The following is a 20086-nucleotide window of genomic DNA, read 5'->3' as shown; positions in this document are numbered from 1 at the left end:
CGCCACCCGTGCCTCGCGCCGTCGCGCCTTCGAAGAAGTGCTACGCTGCCGGGCAGTCGACATCCTTTAACGATCCGTCCGGCGAGGCGGAGAAGGAGGTCAAGTCTCGTATGGGTGCTTTGGGTGAGAGCGGCGTGGGCCGCGAATCCCGGGAATTGATGTCGGCGGCCGACGTGGGTCGCACCATTTCCCGTATCGCACACCAGATCATCGAAAAGACCGCTCTGGATAATCCCGACGCGCCGCGGGTGGTGCTGTTGGGCATCCCGACCCGCGGCGTGATCCTGGCCAAGCGCCTGGCCACCAACATCGCCGAGTACAGCGGTGTTCAGGTCGGCCACGGCGGGCTCGACATCACCCTCTACCGCGACGATCTGATGCAGAAGCCGCCGCGGCCGCTCGAGGCCACCTCGATTCCCGCCGGCGGCATCGACGACGCGCTGGTGATCCTCATCGACGACGTGCTGTACTCCGGGCGCTCGGTGCGCTCCGCGCTGGACGCGCTGCGCGACGTCGGCCGCCCGCGGGTGGTGCAGCTGGCGGTGCTGGTCGACCGCGGCCACCGCGAGCTGCCGCTGCGCGCCGACTACGTCGGCAAGAACGTCCCCACCTCCCGCAGCGAGAGCGTGCACGTGCTGCTGGCCGAGCAGGACGGTCGCGACGGGGTGGTGATCTCGCGATGACGCGTCACCTGCTGGCCGCCGGCGACCTGAGCCGTGACGAGGCCACCGCCATCCTCGACGACGCGGACCGGTTCGCCGAGGCGCTGGTGGGCCGCGAGATCAAGAAGCTGCCGACGCTGCGCGGCCGCACCGTGATCACGATGTTCTACGAGAACTCCACCCGTACCCGGGTGTCGTTCGAGGTGGCCGGCAAATGGATGAGCGCCGACGTGATCAACGTCAGCGCGGCCGGATCGTCGGTGGGCAAGGGGGAGTCGCTGCGCGACACGGCGCTGACGCTGCGGGCGGCCGGCGCCGACGCGCTGATCATCCGGCACCCGGCGTCCGGGGCGGCGCACCTGCTCGTCGACTGGACGTGCGCCGGCGACGACTCCGGCCCCTCGGTGATCAACGCCGGGGACGGCACCCACGAGCACCCGACGCAGGCGCTGCTGGACGCGCTCACCATCCGCCAGCGCCTGGGCGGCATCGAGGGCCGGCGCATCGTGATCGTCGGCGACATCCTGCACAGCCGGGTCGCCCGCTCCAACGTCATGCTGCTGAACACCCTGGGCGCCGAGGTGGTGCTGGTGGCGCCGCCGACGCTGTTGCCGGTCGGCGTCGACGGGTGGCCGGTCACCGTGACCAACGACTTCGACGCCGAGTTGCCCGCCGCCGACGCCGTGTTGATGCTGCGGGTGCAGGCCGAGCGGATGAACGGCGGCTTCTTCCCGTCGGTGCGCGAATACTCCTCCCGCTACGGGCTTTCCGATCGCCGCCAGGCCATGCTGCCCGCCCACGCCGCGGTGCTGCACCCTGGGCCGATGCTGCGCGGCATGGAGATCGCATCGTCGGTGGCCGACTCGTCGCAATCGGCCGTGCTGCAACAGGTTTCCAACGGCGTGCACGTGCGGATGGCGGTGCTGTTCCATGTACTGGTGGGAGCGGAATCCGCCGGAAAAGAGGGCGTGGCATGAGCGTGCTGATCCGCGGGGTCCGGTTGTACGGCGAGGGTGATCGGGTCGACGTGCTGGTCGATGACGGCCAGATCGCCGAAATCGGTGCCAAGTTGGCGATCCGCGACACCGCCGACGTCATCGACGCCACCGGCCACCTGCTGCTGCCGGGACTGGTCGACCTGCACACCCATTTGCGCGAACCGGGCCGCGAGTACGCCGAGGACATCGAAACCGGTTCGGCCGCAGCGGCGTTGGGCGGCTACACCGCGGTGTTCGCGATGGCCAACACCAACCCGGTCGCCGACAGCCCGGTGGTCACCGACCACGTGTGGCACCGCGGCCAACAGGTCGGCCTGGTCGACGTGCACCCCGTCGGCGCCGTCACCGTCGGACTGGCCGGCGCGGAGCTCACCGAGATGGGCATGATGGCGGCCGGGGCCGGCCAGGTCCGGATGTTCTCCGACGACGGCATCTGCGTGCACGACCCGCTGGTGATGCGCCGCGCCCTTGAGTACGCCACCGGCCTGGGGGTGCTCATCGCCCAGCACGCCGAGGAACCCAGGCTTACCGTCGGCGCCGTCGCCCACGAGGGACCGACCGCCGCCCGGTTGGGGCTTTCGGGATGGCCGCGGGCCGCCGAGGAATCGATCGTGGCCCGCGACGCGCTGCTGGCGCGCGACGCCGGCGCCCGCGTCCACATCTGCCACGCGTCCACCGCGGGCACCGTCGAGATCGTGAGATGGGCTAAGGACCAAGGGATTTCGATCACCGCCGAGGTCACCCCGCATCACCTGATGCTCGACGACGGCAGGCTGGCCAGCTACGACGGGGTGAATCGCGTCAACCCGCCGCTTCGCGAGGCCGCCGACGCGGTGGCGTTGCGGCAGGCCCTGGCCGACGGTGTCATCGACTGTGTGGCCACCGACCATGCCCCGCACGCCGAGCACGAGAAGTGCGTGGAGTTCGCCGCGGCCCGTCCCGGCATGCTGGGTCTGCAGACCGCGCTGTCGGTCGTGGTGCAGACGATGGTGACGCCCGGGCTGTTGACGTGGCGTGACGTCGCGCGGGTGATGAGTGAGAACCCCGCCCGCATCGTCGGCCTGCCCGATCACGGCCGCCCGCTGGAGGTGGGGGAGCCGGCCAACCTGACGGTGGTGGATCCCGACGCCACCTGGACGGTCGCCGGATCGGATCTGGCCAGCCGGTCGGCCAACACGCCATTCGAGTCGATGGTGCTGCCCGCCACCGTGACGGCGACCCTGTTGCGCGGCAAGGTCACCGCGCGAGACGGGAAGTGCCCGGCATGAATTCAGGCACGCTGGTGGGGTCGCTGATCTTCGCGGCCGTGCTGGTGGTGGTGATCGCGGTGGTGATCCAGCTGATGATGCGCAGCTGGCGGCGCCGCTCGCTGCGGCAGGCGGAGCTGATCGGCGACCTGCCCGACGTGCCCGACCAGGTGGGCGCGGCGATGGTCACCACCCGCGGCCACTATTGCGGTTCCATGATGGCGCCGGATTGGCACGAGCGGATCGCGGCCGGCGATCTGGGTTATCGAACCAAAGGGGTGCTGACCCGCTATTCCGGCGGAATCATGGTGGAACGGCTGCGGGCCCAACCGATTTGGATTCCAAAGGACTCGATCAGCGCTATCCGCATGGAGCGCAGCATGGGAGGCAGGACGCCGGCCCGGATCGGGATATTGGCGATTCGGTGGCGGCTGCCATCAGGAGTCGAGATCGACACCGGCTTTCGCGCAAACCACCGCGAAGACTACGCCGAGTGGCTGGAAGAGGAAGCAGCGTGACGAACAAGGCCCTACTGGTACTCGAGGACGGGCGGGTCTTCACCGGCACGCCGTTCGGCAAGGTCGGCGAAACGCTGGGCGAGGCCGTGTTTTCCACCGGCATGTCCGGCTACCAGGAGACGCTGACCGATCCCAGCTACCACCGGCAGATCGTGGTGGCCACCGCGCCTCAGATCGGCAACACCGGCTGGAACGCCGAGGACGGTGAGAGTCGGGGCGACAAGATCTGGGTCGCCGGCTACGCGGTGCGCGACCCGTCGCCGCGCGCGTCCAGCTGGCGCGCCACCGGCACCCTGGAGGACGAGCTGGTGCGCCAGCACATCGTCGGGATCGCCGGCATCGACACCCGGGCGGTGGTGCGCCACCTGCGCACCCGCGGATCGATGAAGGCGGGGGTATTCTCCGGTGAGGCGCTGGCCGACACCGCCGAGTTGGTCGAGCGGGTGCGGGGGCAGCAGTCCATGCTGGGTGCCGACCTCGCCGGCGAGGTCAGCACCCCGGACCGCTACATCGTGGAACCCGAAGGGCTGCAGCGCTTCACGGTGGTCGCGCTGGACCTGGGAATCAAGACCAACACCCCACGCAATTTTGCGCGCCGTGGCGTCCGCAGCCACGTGCTGCCGTCGTCGACGAGCTTCGAGCAGATCGCCGACATCAAGCCCGACGGCGTGTTCTTGTCCAACGGCCCCGGCGACCCCGCGACCGCCGACCACGTCGTCGGGCTCACCCGCGAGGTGCTGGGCGCCGGGATCCCGTTGTTCGGCATCTGTTTCGGCAACCAGATCCTGGGCCGGGCGCTGGGCCTGTCCACCTACAAGATGGTCTTCGGTCACCGCGGCATCAACATCCCGGTCATGGACCACGCCACCGGGCGGGTGGCGGTGACCGCACAGAATCACGGCTTCGCGCTGGAAGGCGAAGCGGGCCAATCCTTCGACACGCCGTTCGGGCAGGCTGTCGTAAGCCACACCTGCGCTAACGACGGGGTGGTCGAGGGCGTCAAACTCGCTGACGGGCGGGCGTTCTCGGTGCAGTACCACCCCGAGGCCGCCGCCGGTCCACACGACGCGGAATACCTGTTCGACCAATTCATCGAGCTGATGGCCGCCCAACAGAGCGAAAGGGGGCGCTAGTGCCGCGTCGCACCGACTTGCGTCACGTGCTGGTGATCGGCTCGGGGCCGATCGTCATCGGCCAGGCGGCCGAATTCGATTACTCCGGCACCCAGGCCTGCCGGGTGCTGCGAGCGGAGGGGCTGCAGGTCAGCCTGATCAACTCCAACCCGGCCACCATCATGACCGATCCGGAATACGCCGACCACACCTACGTCGAGCCCATCACCCCGGCGTTCGTGGAACGGGTGATCGCCCAGCAGGCCGAGCGCGGCAACAAGATCGACGCGCTGCTGGCCACGCTGGGCGGGCAGACCGCGCTCAACACCGCGGTCGCGCTGTACGAGAACGGGGCGCTGGAGCGCCACGGTGTCGAGCTCATCGGGGCCGACATCGACGCCATCCAGCGCGGCGAGGACCGGCAGATGTTCAAGGACATCGTCGCCAAGGTCGGCGGTGAATCCGCCCGCAGCCGAGTGTGTTTCACCATGGAAGAGGTTCGCGAGACGGTCTCCGAGCTCGGCCTGCCGGTCGTGGTGCGGCCCAGCTTCACCATGGGCGGCCTCGGCTCGGGCATGGCGCGGTCCGTCGAGGAGGTCGACCGGATGGCCGGCGCCGGTCTGGCCGAAAGCCCCAGCGCCAACGTGCTGATCGAGGAATCGATCTACGGCTGGAAGGAATTCGAGCTCGAGCTCATGCGCGACGGCAACGACAACGTGGTCGTGGTGTGCTCGATCGAAAACGTCGACCCGATGGGCGTGCACACCGGTGACTCGGTCACAGTCGCGCCGGCCATGACGCTGACCGACCGGGAATACCAGCGGATGCGCGACCTGGGCATCGCAATCCTGCGCGAGGTCGGCGTGGACACCGGCGGCTGCAACATCCAGTTCGCGATCAACCCGACCGACGGCCGGCTGATCGTCATCGAGATGAACCCCCGGGTGTCCCGGTCCAGCGCGCTCGCCTCCAAGGCGACCGGCTTCCCGATCGCCAAGATCGCGGCCAAGCTGGCCATCGGGTACAGCCTCGACGAGATCGTCAACGACATCACCAAGGAAACGCCGGCCTGCTTCGAACCCACCCTCGACTACGTCGTCGTCAAGGCGCCGCGGTTCGCGTTCGAGAAGTTCCCCGGTGCGGACCCCACCCTGACCACCACGATGAAGTCCGTCGGCGAGGCAATGTCGTTGGGCCGCAACTTCATCGAGGCGCTCGGCAAGGTGATGCGGTCGCTGGAGACCACCCGCGCGGGTTTCTGGACCAAGCCGGACCCCGACGGGGACGTCCACGAGGTGCTCGACCGGCTCCGCACCGCGACCGAGGGCCGGCTCTACGACATCGAACTGGCCCTGCGGCTGGGCGCCTCGGTCGAGCAGGTCGCCGAGGCCAGCGGCGTCGACCCGTGGTTCGTCGCCCAGATCGGCGAGCTGGGCAAGCTGCGCACCGAGCTGCTGGACGCCCCGGTGCTCGACGCCGACCTGCTGCGCCGCGCCAAGCACAACGGGCTGTCGGACCGCCAGATCGCCGCGCTGCGGCCCGAGTTGGCGGGGGAGAACGGGGTGCGCTCGCTGCGTTCGCGGCTGGGCATCCACCCGGTGTACAAGACGGTGGACACCTGCGCGGCGGAGTTCGAGGCCAGGACGCCCTACCACTACAGCAGTTACGAACTCGACCCGGCGGCCGAGACGGAGGTGGCCCCGCAGGCCGAGCGCCCCAAGGTGCTGATCCTCGGGTCCGGACCCAACCGCATCGGCCAGGGCATCGAATTCGACTACAGCTGCGTGCACGCGGCAACCACGTTGAGCCAGGCCGGTTTTGAGACCGTGATGGTCAACTGCAACCCGGAGACGGTGTCCACCGACTACGACACCGCCGATCGGCTGTACTTCGAGCCGCTGACCTTCGAGGACGTGCTGGAGGTGTTCCGCGCCGAGCAGCAGTCGGCCGGCGCGGGTCCCGGGGTGGCGGGCGTCATCGTGCAATTGGGCGGCCAGACCCCGCTCGGGCTGGCGCAGCGCCTCGCCGACGCCGGGGTCCCGATCGTGGGCACCCCGCCCGAGGCGATCGATTTGGCCGAGGACCGCGGTGCCTTCGGCGACGTGCTGCTGAGCGCCGGCCTGCCGGCGCCGAAATACGGCATGGCAACGACTTTCGCGCAGGCCCGCCGGATCGCCGACGAGATCGGTTATCCGGTGCTGGTGCGGCCGTCGTACGTGCTGGGCGGGCGCGGGATGGAGATCGTCTACGACGAGGAGACGCTGGAGGGCTACATCACCCGCGCCACCGAGCTCTCACCCGAGCACCCGGTGCTGGTCGACCGCTTCCTCGAGGACGCGGTGGAGATCGACGTCGACGCGCTGTGCGACGGCAGCGAGGTCTACATCGGCGGGATCATGGAGCACATCGAGGAGGCCGGCATCCACTCCGGCGACTCGGCATGCGCGTTGCCCCCGGTCACGTTGGGCCGCAGCGACATCGAGAAGGTGCGCCACGCGACGGAGGCCATCGCGCACGGCATCGGGGTGATCGGCCTGCTCAACGTGCAGTACGCCCTCAAGGACGACGTGCTCTACGTCCTGGAGGCCAACCCGAGAGCGAGCCGTACCGTTCCTTTCGTATCCAAGGCCACCGCAGTCCCGCTCGCCAAGGCGTGCGCCCGGATCATGTTGGGCGCCACCATTCCCCAGCTCCGCGCCGAAGGCATGCTGGCGGCTTCCGGGGACGGCGCCCACGCGGCGCAGAACGCCCCGATCGCGGTCAAGGAGGCGGTGTTGCCGTTCCACCGCTTCCGTCGCGCCGACGGGGCCGCCATCGACTCACTGCTGGGCCCCGAGATGAAATCGACCGGCGAGGTCATGGGCATCGACCGCGACTTCGGCAGCGCCTTCGCCAAGAGCCAGACCGCCGCGTACGGGTCGCTGCCGGCCGAGGGCACCATCTTCGTCTCGGTCGCCAACCGGGACAAGCGGTCGCTGGTGTTCCCGGTCAAGCGCCTTGCCGACCTGGGCTTCCGCGTCCTGGCCACCGAGGGCACGGCGGAGATGTTGCGCCGCAACGGGATTCCCTGCGACGAGGTTCGCAAGCACTTCGAGCCGGCGCAGCCGGGCCGCCCGGCCGTGTCCGCCGTCGACGCGATCAAGGCCGGCGAAATCGACATGGTGATCAACACGCCCTACGGCAATTCCGGCCCCCGCATCGACGGCTACGAGATCCGTTCGGCCGCGGTGTCGGTCAACATCCCCTGCGTCACAACGGTGCAGGGCGCGTCGGCCGCCATCCAGGGCATCGAGGCCGGCATCCGCGGCGACATCGGCGTGCGGTCCCTGCAAGAACTGCACAGCCTGATGGGGCAGGGCGCCGCGCCCGGCGAAGGCACCCGGTGACAAGGTTCGGCCTCCGGCTGGCCGAGGCCAAGGCGCAACGCGGCCCGCTGTGCGTGGGAATCGACCCGCACCCCGAGCTGCTACGCGCGTGGGATTTGCCGACCACCGCCGACGGGCTGGCCGCGTTCTGCGACATCTGCGTCGAGGCGTTCGCCGGGTTCGCCGTCGTCAAGCCCCAGGTGGCGTTCTTCGAGTCCTACGGCGCCGCCGGGTTCGCCGTGCTGGAACGCACCATCGCGGCCCTGCGGTCGGTGGGCGTGCTGGTTCTGGCCGACGCGAAGCGCGGCGACATCGGCACCACGATGGCGGCGTACGCCGCCGCCTGGGCGGGGGACTCGCCGCTGGCCGCCGACGCCGTGACGGCCTCGCCGTACCTGGGGTTCGGCTCGCTGCGGCCGCTGCTGGAGGCCGCCGCCGCGCACGATCGGGGTGTGTTCGTGCTGGCCGCCACCTCCAACCCCGAGGGGGCGACCGTCCAGCGCGCCGCGTTCGACGGCCGCACGGTCGCCCAGCTGGTCGTCGACCAGGCGGCGGTGGTGAACAAGTCCGCCACGCCGGACGGGCCCGGATACGTCGGCGTGGTGGTGGGCGCGACGGTCCTCGAGGCCCCCGACCTCGGCGCGCTGGGCGGACCGGTCCTGGTGCCGGGGCTGGGCGTGCAGGGCGGCCGGCCGGAGGCGCTCGCCGGGCTGGGCGGGGCGCATCCCGGCCAGCTGCTGCCCGCGGTGGCGCGCGAGGTGCTGCGCGCCGGGCCGGGAGTCCCCGAGCTGCGGGCGGCCGGCGAGCGGATGCTGGACGCGGTGGCCTATCTGGGAGCCCTCTAGACGCCCCGCTGGGCGCCGAGTGTGGCCCCTACGCACCGGAAACGCCACGGGGCCGCGTCCGGGGCCCCAGGCGCGCGTCAGTCCGACGCGATCGACGTGCTGGGCCGGGCGGTCTCCACGATCACCGTGGTGGCCTTGACGACCGCCACGGCGACGCTGCCGGGCCGCAGCTGCAATTCCTCGGCGGCCTCGGTGCTCATCAGCGAGACGACGGTGAACGGGCCGCACTGCATCTCCACCTGGGCCATCACCTTGTCGCTGGTGACCTTGGTGACCAGGCCGACAAAGCGGTTGCGGGCCGAGCTGCCGATGCTGAGCGGGTCCGGCGGCGGGGCGGGCGCGTTGGTCCTGGAAAACCGGGCCAGGTCCTCGCTGGCGATCACCTTGCGGCCGGCCGCGTCGTGACTGACCGACAACGATCCTTGGTTGATCCATCGCCGGACGGTGTCGTCGCTGACTCCGAGCAGCTCAGCGGCCTGACGGATCCGCAGGTTCGACACCGCTAGATGGTAACCCGGCCGGTATTAGCTGGGGCTGCTACCAGCAATCGTCACCTGGTCGAACCGCGCCGGACGGCAGCGACGCGACACGCGCGACACGCGACGAAAAATGCGTGATCCCCGGCACGAGGGGTTTTCGGCCGTCGAGACCGCCCTTCGCCGCCGCCCCGGCGACGGTGACCCCGCCACCCCGATGTGCTAAAACCGCTGGTCAGAGCGCTGATTTCGGCGCCCGACAAGGCGATGCCGCCGCGCGGAGGGCACCGGTCGCGGACGTCGTCGGCGACGTTCGGCGAACCGGATTTTCGGGCCGCGCGCGGGGCTCATGCTGGGAGTTTGCCCCCCGAACCAGGGGGTCGGGTTAGATTTCGTCAGGAGGCCTGAGTACGGTCGTCTGCGCTGGCTGAAGTGCCGGCGGAGACAAAAAGCGATCGATTGAGATTGATTGATCAGATACGGAGGAATCGTGGCCCTTCCCCAGTTGACCGACGAGCAGCGCGCGGCCGCGTTGGAGAAGGCGGCTGCCGCACGTCGAGCGAGAGCAGAGCTCAAGGACCGGCTGAAGCGCGGCGGCACCAACCTCACGCAGGTGCTCAAGGACGCCGAGACCGACGAAGTCCTGGGCAAGATGAAGGTTTCCGCGCTGCTTGAGGCGTTGCCCAAGGTGGGCAAGGTCAAAGCACAGGAAATCATGACCGAGCTGGAGATCGCCCCCACCCGCCGCCTGCGCGGCCTGGGCGATCGGCAGCGCAAGGCCCTGCTGGAAAAGTTCGGCTCCTAACCCGGCCTCGGCCAACCCGCCCTGTGGGCGCACCGGCCCAGGAGCGCCAGTGAGCGCCGGCGGGGGACCGGACGTCGAGCACGGGACGCGTCCCAAACCACCTGGCAAGGGACGCGTGGTCGTGCTGTCCGGTCCCTCCGCGGTCGGCAAGTCGACAGTGGTCCGGTGTCTGCGCGAGCGGATACCGGACCTGCATTTCAGCGTCTCTGCCACGACGCGGGCGCCGCGGCCGGGTGAGGTCGACGGCGTCGATTACCACTTCGTCAGCCCCGCCCGCTTCCAGCAGCTCATCGACGACGGCGCGCTGCTGGAGTGGGCCGACATCCACGGCGGACTGCACCGGTCGGGCACCCTGGCCGAGCCGGTGCGGACCGCCACCGCCGCCGGGATCCCGGTGCTCATCGAGGTCGACCTGGCCGGCGCCAGGGCGGTCAAGAAGGCGATGCCCGAGGCAATCGCCGTTTTCCTGGCCCCACCCAGCTGGGAAGACCTGGAGTCCAGACTCGTCGGCCGCGGCACCGAAACACCGGAGGCCATGCAGCGCCGCCTCGAGACCGCCCGCATCGAAATGGCGGCCAAGGACGACTTCGACGAGGTCGTCGTCAACAGTCAATTGGAGTCTGCGTGCGCAGAATTGGTATCCTTGCTGGTGGAAACTGCGCCGGCTCGGCATGAGGCGCCCGGCCAGACCAGTCAGACCAGATCCAATCGAGACTGAGCATCGAATTGCCAGCGGTAGTTAAGCCGTTTCGGGGCTCTGACCGCTTCGAACGTTGAGGAGATTGACCTAAGTGACCATTCCGCAGTCCGACGCCGCGTTGGCCGCCGTCCCCGATCGGTTTGACCCCTCGGCGGGAGGGCAGGGCGCCTACGACACCCCGCTGGGCATCACCAACCCGCCCATCGACGAGCTGCTGGACCGCGTGTCGAGCAAGTACGCCCTGGTGATCTACGCCGCCAAGCGGGCCCGCCAGATCAACGATTACTACAACCAGCTCGGCGAGGGCATCCTCGAATACGTTGGACCGCTGGTCGAGCCGGGGCTTCAGGAGAAGCCGCTGTCGATCGCCCTGCGCGAAATCCACGCCGACCTGCTCGAGCACACCGAGGGCGAGTAACTAGGGCAGGGCCGGGCAGGCTGTGGACCGTAAACGGATCGTCGTCGGCGTCTCCGGTGGCATCGCCGCCTACAAGGCGTGCACGGTCGTTCGTCAGCTCTCCGAGGCCGGCCACCTGGTCCGGGTCATTCCCACCGAATCCGCGCTGCGGTTCGTCGGGGCCGCCACCTTCGAGGCACTCTCCGGCCAACCGGTGCACACCGGGGTTTTCGAGAACGTCCCGGAGGTGCCGCACGTTCAGCTCGGCCAGAAGGCCGACCTGGTTCTGGTGGCGCCGGCCACCGCGGATCTGCTGGCGCGCGCGGTGCACGGCCGCGCCGACGACCTGCTGACCGCAACCCTGCTCACGGCGCGATGCCCGGTGTTGTTCGCGCCGGCGATGCACACCGAGATGTGGTTGCACCCGGCCACCGTCGACAACGTGGCGACGCTGCGGCGCCGTGGCGCGGTGGTGCTGGAACCCGCCTTCGGCCGGCTCACCGGCGCCGACAGCGGCTCGGGCCGGCTGCCCGAGGCGGAGGAGATCACCACGCTGGCCCAGCTGCTGCTGGAGCGCCACGACGCGCTTCCCTACGACCTCGCCGGATGCAAGGTGCTGGTGACCGCCGGCGGCACCCGCGAACCGATCGACCCGGTGCGCTTCATCGGCAACCGCAGCTCGGGCAAGCAGGGCTACGCGGTGGCCCGCGTCGCCGCCCAGCGGGGCGCCGAGGTCACGCTGATCGCCGGTCACACCGCCGGACTTATCGACCCCGCGGGCGTCGAGGTGGTCCACGTCAGCTCCGCGGAGCAGCTCGGTGACGCGGTGGCCAAGCACGCCCCCGCGGCCGACGTGCTGGTGATGGCGGCCGCCGTCGCCGACTTCCGGCCCGCGCAGGTTTCCGCCGCCAAGATCAAAAAGGGTGACGAAGGGCCACCGACGATCGAGCTGGTGCGCAACGACGACGTGCTGGCCGGCGCGGTGCGGGCGCGCGCAAGCGGCGAGCTGCCCAACTTGCGGGCCATCGTCGGGTTCGCCGCGGAGACGGGCGATGCCAACGGCGATGTGCTGTTTCACGCCCGCGCCAAGCTGCGCCGCAAGGGCTGCGACCTGTTGGTGGTCAACGCGGTGGGCGACGGCAGGGCGTTCGAGGTGGACAGCAACGACGGGTGGCTGCTCGCGTCCGACGGCACCGAGTCCGCACTGCAGCATGGCTCCAAGACGCTGATGGCCAGTCGTATCGTGGATGCGATCGCCACGTTCCTGCACGGCGGCGGGTAATAAGGTTCGGTTCTCCTGTGGCGCCAGGCCAGGTGCTGGCCGAAAGACGCCCGCCGATATAATTCGGTTAACTAATTATTCGGAAGGATTGAGATTGTGAGCGAAAATGGTCGCCTGTTTACCAGTGAGTCGGTGACTGAGGGACATCCCGACAAGATCTGTGACGCGATCAGCGACTCGGTTCTCGACGCCCTGCTGGCGCAGGACCCCCGCTCACGTGTCGCGGTCGAGACGCTGGTGACCACCGGCCAGGTGCACGTCGTCGGCGAGGTGACGACGACGGCGAAGGAGGCATTCGCCGACATCACCAACACGGTCCGCGAGCGCATCCTCGAGATCGGCTACGACTCGTCGGACAAGGGTTTCGACGGGGCGTCCTGCGGGGTGAACATCGGCATCGGCGCGCAGTCGCCCGACATCGCCCAGGGCGTCGACACCGCCTACGAGGCCCGGGTCGAAGGTGAGCAGGACCCGCTGGACGCGCAGGGCGCCGGTGACCAGGGGCTGATGTTCGGCTACGCGATCGCCGACACCCCCGAATTGATGCCGCTGCCCATCGCGCTGGCCCACCGCCTGTCCCGGCGGCTGACCGAGGTACGCAAGAACGGCGTGCTGCCCTATCTCCGCCCCGACGGCAAGACTCAGGTCACCATCGAATACGAGGACAACGTTCCGGTCCGGCTCGACACCGTGGTGATCTCCACCCAGCACGCGGCCGACATCGACCTGGAGCACACCCTGACCCCCGACCTCCGGGAAAAGGTGGTCAACACCGTCCTCGACGACCTGGCCCACGACACGCTGGACACCTCGTCGACGCGGTTGCTTTTCAACCCGACCGGCAAGTTCGTCCTGGGCGGCCCGATGGGCGACGCGGGGCTGACCGGCCGCAAGATCATCGTCGACACGTACGGCGGGTGGGCCCGCCACGGTGGCGGCGCCTTCTCCGGCAAGGATCCGTCCAAGGTGGACCGCTCGGCGGCCTACGCGATGCGCTGGGTGGCCAAGAACATCGTCGCCGCCGGCCTGGCGGAGCGGGTCGAGGTGCAGGTGGCCTACGCCATCGGCAAAGCGGCCCCCGTCGGCTTGTTCGTCGAGACCTTCGGCACCGCCACGGTCGACCCGGTCAAGATCGAGAAGATCGTCCCGGAGGTGTTCGACCTGCGGCCGGGCGCCATCATCCGCGACCTGGACCTGCTGCGCCCGATCTACGCGCAGACCGCCGCCTACGGCCACTTCGGCCGGACCGACATCGAGCTGCCGTGGGAGCAGCTGAACAAGGTCGACGACCTCAAGCGCGCCGTCTAGGGGATTCGACGAGAAGACACGAAATCGCGCGAATCACCAAGGCAAAAGGTGATTTTGCGTCTATTCGCGGGCACCGGCGTCAGCCGGTGAATCCATAGTCGTCGAGGTCGAACCGCCGGCTGCGCCAATAGGCTTCCACCGTGGTGGTGGGGCGCAGCGGCACGTCGCCGTTCTTGTCGAAGTAGTAGCTGTTGGCCAGCCGGCAGCTGTCCTGCCAGAAGATCTGCCGGTGCCGTCGCCGCATCATCTCGTCGAAGTACCGGTCGTTGGCTTCCTCGGTGACCTCGACCCGCGTCGCGCCCTCACGCTCGGCCCGTTTCAGGCACCGCACGATGTGGTGGGTCTGCGTCTCGATCAGCGCGAAATATGAAGAGCCGACGTAGCCGTAGGGGCCGAACACCGTGAACAGGTTGGGGAAATCGGGGACGCTGACGCCCTCGTAGGCCTGCAACCGGTGTTCGTCCCAGAACCGGCTCAGGGATTTGCCGCCGCTTCCGGTGACCGCGAACGTCGGGACGTCGTCGGGGTCCATCACTTTGAAGCCGGTGGCCAGGATCAGCACGTCGATTTCGTGGTTCTCGCCGTCGGTGGTGGCCACCGCCGACGGGGTGATCTTGTCGATCGGCTCGGTGACCAGCCGCACGTTGTCCCGGTTGAACGTGGCCAGGTACTCGTTGTGGAAACCGGGGCGCTTGCAGCCGACCGCGTAGCGCGGGGTGAGTTGATCGCGCACCGTCGGGTCGTGAACCTGTTTGCGCAGATAGGCCAGCCCCGCCGACTCCATCCTCTTGGCCAGCGGGATGACCGTGAAGTAGTGCGCGGAGATCGGGAAGGTGACTTCGACGAAGGCCTGGCTCAGTAACCGCTGCACGACCTTTCCGCCGGGGATCCGCATCGCCCAGCGGGCCGGCGCGGGTAACGCGACGTCCAGCTTGGGAAAGCACCAGATCGGGGTGCGCTGAAAAACGTCGAGTTGCTTGACAATCGGCGCGATTTCGGGAATGACCTGGACGGCCGAGGCGCCGGTGCCGATGATCGCGACGCGCTTGCCGCTCAGGTCCTGGTCGTGATCCCAGCGCGCGGTGTGCATCGTGATGCCGCCGAAGGTGTCCACGCCGTCGATGTCGGGCAGGTTGGGGACGGTGAGTACCCCGCAGGCGCTGATCAGGAATCGGGCGGTCACCGTGCCGCCGGGGTCGGTCTGCACCCGCCACAGGCAATGCTCGTCGTCGAACTCGGCGGCTTGGACCTTGGTGTTCAACCGGATTCGGGATCGGAGCCCGTATTTGTCGACGCAGTGTTCGGCATACGCCTTGAGCTCGCGGCCCCGCGCGTAGGTTCGCGACCAGTCCGGGCTCTGCTCGAAGGAGAACTGGTAGGAGAACGACGGAATGTCCACGGCGATACCGGGATAGGTGTTCCAGTGCCACGTCCCGCCGACCCCGTCGCCGGCCTCGACGACGAGATAGTTCGACAGTCCGGCGTTGTCGAGCTTGATGGCGGCACCGATTCCGGAGAAGCCGGCGCCCACGATCAGCGTGTGGTAGTCGGGAGTGCTGCTCATCGGTGTCCGCCTAGGGGTGTAGTGCCTTCTTGAGTGCGGCCAGCCCCCGCTCGGTGGCGTCGCCGGCCGCGGGTATCACCAGAGCGAAGCTGGCGTAGCCGTGCACCAGGTCCGGCTCGTTGCTCAATTCCGCGGGCACGCCGGCGCTGTCCAGCAGCTCGGCGTAGCGGGCCCCGTCGTCGCGCAGCGGATCGTGTTCGGCGGTCCCGATGTAGGCGGGCGGCAACCCGGACAGGTCCGTCGCGTTCGCCGGGGCGAGGGTGACGGGCAGCGCCGTCGGGTCGCTGATGTCGAGGTCGGGCAGATACCAGGACAGGAAGGCGTCGATCACGTCGCGGTCCAGGATGGGCGCGTTGGCGTTCTCGGTGAACGACGGCAGCGACAGGTCCGCGGTGACGACCGGGTACCACAGCAGCTGAAAGCTGAGCTCGGGTCCCGCGTTCTCGTTGGCCAGATGCGCCATCACGGCGGCCAGGTTGCCGCCGGCCGAGTCGCCGGCGACGGCGATGCGGGTGGGGTCACCGCCCAGCTCGGCGGCGTGCTCGGCGACCCACTGCAACGCCGCCCAGGAGTCGTTGACCCCGGCTGGGAACGGATGCTCGGGTGCCAGCCGGTAGTCGACGGACACCACGATGGCCTCGGCGCCGACGGCGTGCGCGCGGGCCAGGGGGTCGTGGGTGTCCAGGCCGCCGAGGCAGAAGCCGCCGCCGTGGTAGAAGACGACGACCGGCAACGCCTCCTCCGGCTCCAGGGGCGGCCAGTAGATGCGCACGGGGACGTCGGTGAGCTCTCCGTGACCGATCGTGCGGTCCTCGATGCGCAGGTCCGGCAGCATTTCGGGGGGCACCTGGAGCAGCCGCAGGCGCGAGCGCGCGACCTCCACGCCGTCGGCTGCGCTGAAGGTCATCGGGAAGGCGTCGAGCAACGCCTTGAACGTCGGATCGATGCCGGGTCGGGCGAAGGTGGGCTCCGTCATGGATTCACCGTACGCCCCACATTTACCCGCGCAGCCCGGTTCGCAGGGCCCTCAGGCCGCGTTCCATCGCGGCGGTGGCCGCGGGCACCACACCGCCGTAACCGAGGTAGCCGTGCACCAGGGTCTCGGCGTTGTGCACCTCGACCAAGACGCCCGCTTCGGCCAGCAGCTCGCCGTACCGAATGCCGTCGTCGCGCAGCGGGTCGTGACCCGCGACGGCGATGTAGGCGGGCGGCAGGTTGGACACGTCTGCGGCGCGTCCCGGCGCCATACCCGGTGGCGGGGCGGACAAGTCGACTTCGCCCGCGTACCAACGCGAAAACTCGGCGACGGCCTTGACGTCCAGGATCGGAGCGGCGGCGTTTTCGGCGAAGGACGGCAGCGAGGCGTCCCACATCGTGGAGGGATACCAGAGCAGCTGGAACGCGATGAGCGGTGCGCCGCTATCGCGCGCCCGCTGTGCCATCACGGCCGTGATGGTTCCGCCGGCTGAATCCCCGGCCAAGGCCAACCGATTCGGGTCACCGCCCAGCTCGCCGGCGTGCTCGGCGGTCCAAAGCATTGCGGCCCAAGCGTCTTCGATGGCCGCGGGGTAGGGATGCTCGGGCGCCAACCGGTAGTCGACGGACACCACGATCGAGTCGGCGCCCACCGCGTGCTGGCGGGCCGTGCCGTCATAACTGTCGAGGTCACCCACGACGAAACCGCCGCCGTGGAAGTACAGCACGACGGGCGGCGCGGTACTCCCGGTGCTCACGTCCGAATCGATTGTCGGCCAATAGATCCGGATGCCGATCGGCCCCGCCGGACCGGGGATGGCGCGGTCTTCGACGCGCAGCTCGGGATGCAGTGGCCGGCGGGGCAGGTCACGGAACCGCTGCCGCGCCGCATCAACACCGTCGTCGGTGGATAGCCGGAAGGGAACCGCATCCAGTACCTTCTGCAGGATGGGGTCGATCGCGGGCTTTTCGTCGGCTGTGTTATCCAAGCTTGGCATGGACGTACCGTACGCACCGCGTCTGGTGTTCGGCGGCTGGGTGGTGGCCGGCTGGGCGGCCCTGGGCTATGGCGTCTACCTGACGGTGTTGGCGTTGGGTTCGCCGCCGGGAACCGAGCTGACCGGGCACTGGGTGCTCCAGCCGCTGTTCAAGGCGTCGATGGCGTTGTTGCTGACCGCCGCCGCGGTCGGCCACGCCGTCGTCCGCGAGCGGCGGTGGCTGATGCCGGCGCTGCTGCTGTCGGCCACCGGCGACTGGGCGCTGGCGATCCCGTGGTGGGAGCAGTCCTTCGTCGTGGGCCTGGCCGCATTCCTGTTGGCGCACTTGTGCTTCCTGGGCGCGCTCCTGCCCTTGGCGGCGAGGCGTCCGTCGAAGCCGCGCATCGCCGCCGTGGTGGCCATGTGCCTGGCCACCATCGCGCTGCTGGCGTGGTTCTGGCCGCACCTGGACAAACTGAAGCTTCCGGTGACGGCCTACATCCTCGTGCTGACCGCGATGGTGTGCGCCGCCCTAGTGGCGCAGCTGCCGACGATCTGGACGGCGGTGGGGGCGGTGTGTTTCGCGGCGTCCGATTCGCTGATCGCCATCGGTCGCTTCATCCTGGGCAACGAGGCACTGGCGGTGCCGATCTGGTGGTCGTACGCCGCCGCGCTGATCCTGATGACGGCCGGGTTCTTCTTCGGTCGTGAGGCACCGGTCGACGCCGGCACCCCGGAACCGGCTGAAAGCTGACCCGGACGGTAAAGGCGTTGAGCACCAGCCTGTTTCGGCGCGCGGGGGTGCCGTGAGCGGCGCCGCGCGCACACCCGTGCAGGTGGAACCCATCGCCCGGGTGCTGCCGATGCTCTCGGTGCCGCATCTGGACCGTGAGTTCGACTACCTGGTATCGGCCGAGCAGTCCGACGACGCCCAGCCCGGGGCGCGGGTGCGGGTGCGGTTTCACGGCCGCCTGGTGGACGCGTTCGTGCTGGAGCGCCGCAATGACACCGACCACCAGGGCAAACTCGGCTATCTGGACCGCGTCGTGTCTGCCGAACCCGTGCTGACGCCGGAGATCCGTCGGCTGGTTGACGCGGTGGCGGCGCGTTACGCCGGGACCCGGCCGGACGTGCTGCGCCTGGCGGTGCCGGCCCGGCACGCCCGGGTGGAGCGGGAACCGACGGCGTCCCACCGGCTGCCGGTGCCCGCGCCCGTCGACCCGTCGGCGTGGGATGGGTACGCCCAGGGCGCCCAGTTCCTGGCCGCCCTGGCCGAGTCCCGGGCCGCGCGTGCCGTCTGGCAGGCGCTGCCGGGGGAATCGTGGGCGGACCGATTCGCCGAGGCCGCCGCGCAAACCATCCGCGCCGGACGGGCGGTGCTGGGGATCGTGCCCGATCAGCGGGACCTGGACGCGCTGTGGCGGGCCGCGACCGCGCGGATCGACGAGAGCGGCGTGGTGGCGCTTTCGGCCGGGCTGGGGCCGGCCGCCCGCTACCGGCGGTGGCTCGCGGCGCTGCGCGGTCAGGCGCGGCTGGTGATCGGCACTCGCAGCGCGGTTTTCGCGCCCCTTGGCGACCTGGGGCTCGTCATGGTGTGGGCCGACGCCGACGACTCACTGGCCGAGCCGCGGGCGCCCTACCCGCACGCCCGGGAGGTGGCGATGCTGCGGGCGCATCAGGCGCGCTGTGCGGCGCTGATCGGTGGCTACGCGCGCACCGCAGAAGCCCAGGCGCTGGTGCGCAGCGGGTGGGCGCACGACATCGTCGCGACCCGGGCGGTGGTGCGCGCCCGCACGCCGCGGGTGGTCGCCCTCGACGACACGGGCTACGCCGACGAACGCGACCCGGCCGCGCGCACCGCGCGCATCCCGTCGATCGCGCTGCGCGCCGCCCGCTCGTCGCTCGAGGCCCGGGCGCCGGTGCTGGTGCAGGTCCCGCGGCGCGGGTATGTCCCGTCGCTGGCCTGCGCGCGCTGCCGCACGATCGCCCGGTGCCGGCACTGCACGGGACCCTTGTCGTTGCAGGAGGGCGGCCAGGCGCTGATCTGCCGGTGGTGCGGGCGCATCGACCCGACGCGGCGGTGCGCGCGCTGCGGTTCGGACGCGGTGCGCGCCGTGGTCGTCGGGGCCCGCCGCACCGCCGAGGAGCTTGGGCGCGCGTTTCCCGGTACCGCGGTGGTCACCTCGTCGGGGGAAGGTGTCGTGCCGGAGGTCGCCGCCGGCCCGGCCCTGGTGGTGGCCACCCCGGGGGCCGAACCCGCCGCGGCGGGCGGCTATGGCGCGGCACTGCTGCTGGACACCTGGGCGCTGCTGGGGCGACAAGACCTGCGTGCGGCCGAGGACGCGCTGTGGCGCTGGATGACCGCTGCCGCGTTGGTGCGTCCCCGCGGTGACGGCGGGGTGGTGCTGGTGGTGGCCGAATCATCAATCCCCACAGTCCAATCGCTGATCCGCTGGGATCCGGTAGGTCACGCGGACGCCGACCTGGCGGCTCGGGCCGAGGTGGGCTTGCCACCGAGCGTGCACATGGCGGCGCTCGACGGCGCGGCCGATGCGGTGGCGGCACTGCTCGACGAGGCCGGGCTGCCGGACGGGGCCGACGTGCTGGGGCCGGTGGATTTGCCGGCGGGCGTGCGCCGCCCGGCGGGAACGCCGGCCGGCGTCCCGGTGACGCGGATGCTGGTGCGCGCCCGGCGAGAGCAGGGCCTGGCGCTGGCCGCGGCGCTGCGTCGCGGCGTTGGCGTGCTGTCCGCCCGCCAGACCCACGAGCCGGTCCGGGTGCAGATCGACCCCCTGCACATCGGGTGACCTCGCCAAATCCTGCCCGAGGGGATAGTATGCGTCGGAAATAATGCC

The 20086-nt window shown here is 69.9% G+C and carries 18 protein-coding genes; 14 read left to right on the top strand and 4 right to left on the bottom strand.

Annotation, left to right across the window (positions count from 1 at the left end):
* Positions 1 to 110 precede the first annotated feature (110 nt).
* Genes pyrR through pyrF form a run of 7 tightly spaced genes read left to right on the top strand, consistent with a single transcriptional unit; the run spans position 111 to position 8747 of the window.
* Positions 111 to 683: a bifunctional pyr operon transcriptional regulator/uracil phosphoribosyltransferase PyrR gene (gene pyrR / locus A5758_RS15845; RefSeq protein ID WP_067741681.1), complete on the top strand. Its 573-nt coding sequence runs from the start codon at positions 111 to 113 to the stop codon at positions 681 to 683.
* Complete coding sequence (locus A5758_RS15840) at positions 680 to 1639, top strand: aspartate carbamoyltransferase catalytic subunit (protein WP_067741678.1); 960 nt, start codon at positions 680 to 682, stop codon at positions 1637 to 1639. Before pyrR ends, A5758_RS15840 begins: the two co-directional genes overlap by 4 nt.
* Positions 1636 to 2928: a dihydroorotase gene (locus A5758_RS15835; RefSeq protein ID WP_067741669.1), complete on the top strand. Its 1293-nt coding sequence runs from the start codon at positions 1636 to 1638 to the stop codon at positions 2926 to 2928. Before A5758_RS15840 ends, A5758_RS15835 begins: the two co-directional genes overlap by 4 nt.
* Positions 2925 to 3425: a transporter gene (locus A5758_RS15830; protein WP_067741838.1), complete on the top strand. Its 501-nt coding sequence runs from the start codon at positions 2925 to 2927 to the stop codon at positions 3423 to 3425. The genes A5758_RS15835 and A5758_RS15830 overlap by 4 nt, the downstream gene beginning before the upstream one ends.
* Positions 3422 to 4558 carry a glutamine-hydrolyzing carbamoyl-phosphate synthase small subunit gene (carA, locus tag A5758_RS15825; RefSeq protein ID WP_067741666.1) on the top strand — a complete coding sequence of 379 codons (1137 nt, stop codon included), beginning with the start codon at positions 3422 to 3424 and terminating at the stop codon, positions 4556 to 4558. The genes A5758_RS15830 and carA overlap by 4 nt, the downstream gene beginning before the upstream one ends.
* The gene (gene carB, locus A5758_RS15820) at positions 4558 to 7923 is read left to right on the top strand and encodes a carbamoyl-phosphate synthase large subunit (RefSeq protein WP_067741663.1); all 3366 of its coding nucleotides are present in this window, start codon (positions 4558 to 4560) and stop codon (positions 7921 to 7923) included. The genes carA and carB overlap by 1 nt, the downstream gene beginning before the upstream one ends.
* Positions 7920 to 8747, top strand: a complete 828-nt coding sequence (gene pyrF, locus A5758_RS15815; protein ID WP_067207377.1) for an orotidine-5'-phosphate decarboxylase — start codon at positions 7920 to 7922, stop codon at positions 8745 to 8747. Before carB ends, pyrF begins: the two co-directional genes overlap by 4 nt.
* 77 nt (positions 8748 to 8824) lie before the next feature.
* Here pyrF and A5758_RS15810 read toward each other — a convergent pair whose 3' ends face one another.
* Positions 8825 to 9247 carry a molybdopterin-binding protein gene (locus tag A5758_RS15810; RefSeq protein ID WP_066945151.1) on the bottom strand — a complete coding sequence of 141 codons (423 nt, stop codon included), beginning with the start codon at positions 9245 to 9247 and terminating at the stop codon, positions 8825 to 8827.
* A gap of 466 nt (positions 9248 to 9713) precedes the next feature.
* Here A5758_RS15810 and mihF point away from each other — a divergent pair, with 466 nt between their 5' ends.
* The 5 genes from mihF to metK all read left to right on the top strand — a co-directional run bounded on the left by mihF (position 9714) and on the right by metK (position 13715).
* Complete coding sequence (gene mihF / locus A5758_RS15805; RefSeq protein ID WP_007171927.1) at positions 9714 to 10028, top strand: integration host factor, actinobacterial type; 315 nt, start codon at positions 9714 to 9716, stop codon at positions 10026 to 10028.
* A gap of 49 nt (positions 10029 to 10077) precedes the next feature.
* Entirely contained in the window at positions 10078 to 10746 is a 669-nt protein-coding gene (gene gmk / locus A5758_RS15800; RefSeq protein WP_082939358.1) for a guanylate kinase, read from the top strand.
* A 73-nt stretch (positions 10747 to 10819) separates the two neighbouring features.
* On the top strand, positions 10820 to 11146 hold the full coding sequence (rpoZ, locus tag A5758_RS15795; RefSeq protein WP_055403752.1) for a DNA-directed RNA polymerase subunit omega: 327 nt from the start codon (positions 10820 to 10822) through the stop codon (positions 11144 to 11146).
* 22 nt (positions 11147 to 11168) lie between these two features.
* Positions 11169 to 12407, top strand: a complete 1239-nt coding sequence (coaBC, locus tag A5758_RS15790; RefSeq protein WP_067741660.1) for a bifunctional phosphopantothenoylcysteine decarboxylase/phosphopantothenate--cysteine ligase CoaBC — start codon at positions 11169 to 11171, stop codon at positions 12405 to 12407.
* 96 nt (positions 12408 to 12503) lie between these two features.
* Positions 12504 to 13715 carry a methionine adenosyltransferase gene (gene metK / locus A5758_RS15785; protein WP_066945137.1) on the top strand — a complete coding sequence of 404 codons (1212 nt, stop codon included), beginning with the start codon at positions 12504 to 12506 and terminating at the stop codon, positions 13713 to 13715.
* 79 nt (positions 13716 to 13794) lie between these two features.
* On the opposite strand, the gene A5758_RS15780 is transcribed toward metK, so the two are convergent.
* Genes A5758_RS15780 through A5758_RS15770 form a run of 3 tightly spaced genes read right to left on the bottom strand, consistent with a single transcriptional unit; the run spans position 13795 to position 17252 of the window.
* Positions 13795 to 15279, bottom strand: a complete 1485-nt coding sequence (locus tag A5758_RS15780) for an NAD(P)/FAD-dependent oxidoreductase (RefSeq protein ID WP_067741659.1) — start codon at positions 15277 to 15279, stop codon at positions 13795 to 13797.
* Positions 15280 to 15289: 10 nt separating this feature from the next.
* Positions 15290 to 16255: an alpha/beta hydrolase gene (locus tag A5758_RS15775; protein WP_067207387.1), complete on the bottom strand. Its 966-nt coding sequence runs from the start codon at positions 16253 to 16255 to the stop codon at positions 15290 to 15292.
* Between the two features lie 22 nt (positions 16256 to 16277).
* Positions 16278 to 17252 (bottom strand): alpha/beta hydrolase, encoded by a 975-nt coding sequence (locus tag A5758_RS15770; protein WP_067207391.1) that lies wholly within the window; start codon positions 17250 to 17252, stop codon positions 16278 to 16280.
* Between A5758_RS15770 and A5758_RS15765 the strand changes: the two genes are divergently transcribed.
* Both A5758_RS15765 and A5758_RS15760 read left to right on the top strand, forming a co-directional pair.
* A complete protein-coding gene (locus A5758_RS15765; protein ID WP_067207394.1) occupies positions 17251 to 17985 on the top strand; it encodes a lysoplasmalogenase in 735 nt (244 codons plus the stop codon). The two genes, A5758_RS15770 and A5758_RS15765, sit on opposite strands and share 2 nt — an antisense overlap.
* Positions 17986 to 18094: 109 nt before the next feature.
* Positions 18095 to 20038, top strand: a complete 1944-nt coding sequence (locus tag A5758_RS15760) for a primosomal protein N' (protein WP_067741835.1) — start codon at positions 18095 to 18097, stop codon at positions 20036 to 20038.
* Positions 20039 to 20086 lie beyond the last annotated feature (48 nt).

This window comes from Mycobacterium sp. 852014-50255_SCH5639931 (assembly GCF_001665605.1).
Lineage (GTDB): Bacteria > Actinomycetota > Actinomycetes > Mycobacteriales > Mycobacteriaceae > Mycobacterium > Mycobacterium paraffinicum.
Note: the sequence above shows the minus strand (reverse complement) of the source record. Positions and strands in the feature narration are given on the sequence as shown.